The sequence below is a fragment of the Agrobacterium vitis genome (assembly GCF_014926405.1).
In the GTDB taxonomy this organism is placed as follows: domain Bacteria; phylum Pseudomonadota; class Alphaproteobacteria; order Rhizobiales; family Rhizobiaceae; genus Allorhizobium; species Allorhizobium vitis_H.
Genome location: NZ_JACXXJ020000007.1, coordinates 1 through 3,065, shown reverse-complemented (window position 1 = coordinate 3,065; position 3,065 = coordinate 1). Strand labels below are relative to the sequence as shown.

The 3,065-nt window shown below is 57.3% G+C and carries 4 protein-coding genes; all 4 read right to left on the bottom strand.

What is annotated here, in order from left to right:
• Positions 1-57 precede the first annotated feature (57 nt).
• The 4 genes from IEI95_RS29155 to IEI95_RS29140 all read right to left on the bottom strand — a co-directional run bounded on the left by IEI95_RS29155 (position 58) and on the right by IEI95_RS29140 (position 2,926).
• Complete coding sequence (locus IEI95_RS29155) at positions 58-651, bottom strand: DUF6088 family protein (protein ID WP_045024920.1); 594 nt, start codon at positions 649-651, stop codon at positions 58-60.
• A gap of 439 nt (positions 652-1,090) precedes the next feature.
• A complete protein-coding gene (locus tag IEI95_RS29150; RefSeq protein ID WP_045024912.1) occupies positions 1,091-1,675 on the bottom strand; it encodes an RES family NAD+ phosphorylase in 585 nt (194 codons plus the stop codon).
• An 8-nt stretch (positions 1,676-1,683) separates the two neighbouring features.
• A complete protein-coding gene (locus tag IEI95_RS29145; RefSeq protein ID WP_045024910.1) occupies positions 1,684-2,400 on the bottom strand; it encodes an antitoxin Xre/MbcA/ParS-like domain-containing protein in 717 nt (238 codons plus the stop codon).
• A 175-nt stretch (positions 2,401-2,575) separates the two neighbouring features.
• A complete protein-coding gene (locus IEI95_RS29140; protein ID WP_045024908.1) occupies positions 2,576-2,926 on the bottom strand; it encodes a hypothetical protein in 351 nt (116 codons plus the stop codon).
• Between the last annotated feature and the right edge of the window lie 139 nt (positions 2,927-3,065).

Genomic DNA, 3,065 nt, shown 5'->3' with positions numbered 1-3,065 from the left:
TGAGACTGCAACGAGAACAAATTCTTTCCCATCAGCTTGATGGACACATTCGCATAGTTATCCATCTACCTCACTCGGCATTGCGTTAGCGATAGAGACGAGCGTCGGCCGCATCCATGCGGGGGCCTGGATCGCATTGGATGCAAGCGTTTTCTTGTCACTGACCGACAACCAACGGACGGCAACGTGCACAACGTCGGCGGCACGTGATGCTCCAACGTGACGAAGAGCCTGGACGACGGTACCTGCAGCACTGCCCGGAGCAATAAGGTGCTTGGGCGAAGCGTGACGCAGATCGACCACGCGCTTACCGAGTACGACACGGCGGGAGGGGCCATTAGTCAGATAGGTGCTCTTTGCCGGAACCTGCGTTGAAAGGCCAAGGGCATTCGCCGCGCGCGCGCCGGCAATTTGCACCTGAGATCCGGTCTCCCGTGCCAACGCTTTCGCGACATCGTCAGGGGTCGGCGAAAGGGGCCCAAGTTGCGGATGAACCTTTGGGAAGTCGTACAAGCCTCGCGTCAGGCGCCGAAGCTTTCCACTCTTTGCCAACCGGGAAAGGGCTTGGTCGACAGTCGATCGCGCGGCCACGTCCAGGAAATCACTCGGCGTGAAGACACTGCCGCGCCCGCCGACAAGGGCACGCTTCATAATTACGTCTGGAACTGATATGGCGAGGGGTTTCATGTGTCAGAAATTAGGCTATATTTTTCTGACATTCAAGAGCGCACTTCATGTTCGAACAATATGAGTAGATCCAAGGCGACCATTCACACGTTCGTCGTTCAGTCTACTACCGGCACGGCTCTGCTATCTTACATACGAACGCAATGCCTTGAGCGCAGCGGAAATATTCCGGTTCTTTGGATAACACAGCATGAACCCCGGATGGGGGGCGACCCGGCCTTCCAGGACTGAAATCAGACTGCCGTCGTCCAGAAAAGGTTTCGAAATTGGCTCTATGCCATAGCCTAGCCGACGGTCAGCAACGAGCGGATGATGGCGGCATGTGTCGCTGGCAGCGTTTTCGTGCCATTCAACGCCCTAAAGCGCCCCGAGAAGTTTTCGGACGTGACTGTAACGGACATGCCTACCGCCCAGCCCGGATCGACACCCCGATAGACCGCAGGGCGGGTATCAGGTCGGCTTGACGAACCAACTCGACCACCGGAGAGGCGACAAGTTTCGCAGCGACAGCCCGATCGTAGACCGCCACGCAATCTGCCGCCGTGAGGCGGGAGGAATAGAGCAATCCATCGACTGCATAGGATCGAAAGATCGACTCGCTCAGTCTCTGCCCTTCCTGATGCTCCTTGCCGCGGGCCGCGTCCGTGCTGACGCCCAACCTCAGGAGGCCGGTCGTGCGCAGGTCGAGAAGAATGAGAGCATCCGTGGCCGTCACCTCAGTGACCGACCAGTCCTCGATTTCGCTCTCATCCAGCACTCGCTCCTGGGTCCCCTCGAAGCGGTCGCGGACAATCGTCTCTGCGATCGCGGTCGCGAGATCATATGCGGCATAAAGCAGTCGGAACATCTGGTTGGGACTTGAGAACCGCGATTGACCGAAACCCATACCGAGCGGGGTCGACATGTGGGCTACAGGGATGATGCGGAGATAGGATTGCGGGAGAAACGCAAGCGCGAGCTCCCGAACCGTTTGGGGATCAAGTTTCACGATTCAGCTCAACCAAAATCGCGCTCGGCTGCATCCAGAACCTCGTCAAGATTGCCCATCTTGAGATTGTCGAGCGGCGTTCCGCCAATACTCGGCTTTGGCTGGATCAGCCATTGCCACGCCACACGCGGATTGCGGATGATTTTGGTGACCTGAGGCATGCCCTCGACCGGCCGGCCATCGACAAACTGAGCCAGGGGAAAGACATGCTTTCGCTCGCCCTTGAGCAGACCGACGACAGCTCCGCGCTTGTGCCAGTCGTGCAAGGTCGATCGCTTCGTGCCGAACTTCTTCTCGATATCGCCCGGACCGGCGACCGGACCGGCCCAGTCTTCGATGCGGGTCGGCGTCGCAAATTCGTCGAGCCTGCGGCGCCCTTCCTCCATGTCTACCGATTGCCCCAGACCAGCACCTCGGCTGACCTCCACAGGCTTTTCGACCGATACCTCCGCGAGTACATGACCTGGCTTCGCAGCCAGTTCGGCGACGGCGGCTTCCACAATATGGGCGAGTTCCGTTTCATCGTCGGCAATCCGATGCTGTTGCTCGACAGAAAGGCGCGCTGCTGCCGCGGAGACCACGGCCATGACCTTGCCAGTCGCTGCAAGCGCCGGCTTTGAAAGGCCTGGATTGTGTCGGGCCAGAACCTTGAGAACATCGGCGACCGCAGCCGGATTGACTTCTAGCTTTGCGCGCATCTGCGATTTACGGGTGACGGCAACCATCTTCGTCTTCCTTCTTGATTACAACAAAGATAGTGCAAATTGTCCGGTTTGTCCAGATTGTTTCCCAAAGGTCGCATCGTAGAGCGGAACTATAAGGCTTTCTATTGCGTCCCGCCGACACGGCCGCAACATTCGACTCGAATTCGTCCGTGCCTATAGGGGAGCGGGCTACCACCTACTTTCGGAGAGGGATAAAAGGGGATGGCAACAGCGTCCCTTCCGGCAAATCTGCAACATCCTTCATGACCCGTTTGAGGCGATCGATTGTGAAAGCCTTGTCCGCAAACCATAGCTCAATTTCGGTGGGGTCAAGCGTATCGATGAAAGCAGACGTTGGCACTTTGCAGCCGGATTTCCGAATAGTCCGGATATTGTGCTGATAACGACGGATACGCTCCTCCAGGGGAAGATCGGGGCCATGCTTCAGCAGCTTGTCTTTCGGCCATGTCGGCATTGGATTGGCATCCTTATACGGAAATGGGCCGAAGCCCATCATCGCGACGCAAACGGCAATCAACCATTGCATGATCGTCGTTGCCCGTTGGGCACAAGTCAAGTCAAATACACCGCGGGCATAGAAACGAGCAGTTTATGCAGTTCGCTCGGATACCGGATCCATGTTCGATGCGAAGTGACAGCAAGCATAGCCTCTATCTCATCCTTTA

Coding starts and splice junctions, on each gene's coding strand:
- IEI95_RS29155 (WP_045024920.1), bottom strand. CDS start 651: ATGAAGCGTGCCCTTGTCGGCGGGCGCGGCAGTGTCTTCACGCCGAGT.
- IEI95_RS29145 (WP_045024910.1), bottom strand. CDS start 2,400: ATGGTTGCCGTCACCCGTAAATCGCAGATGCGCGCAAAGCTAGAAGTC.
- IEI95_RS29140 (WP_045024908.1), bottom strand. CDS start 2,926: ATGCAATGGTTGATTGCCGTTTGCGTCGCGATGATGGGCTTCGGCCCA.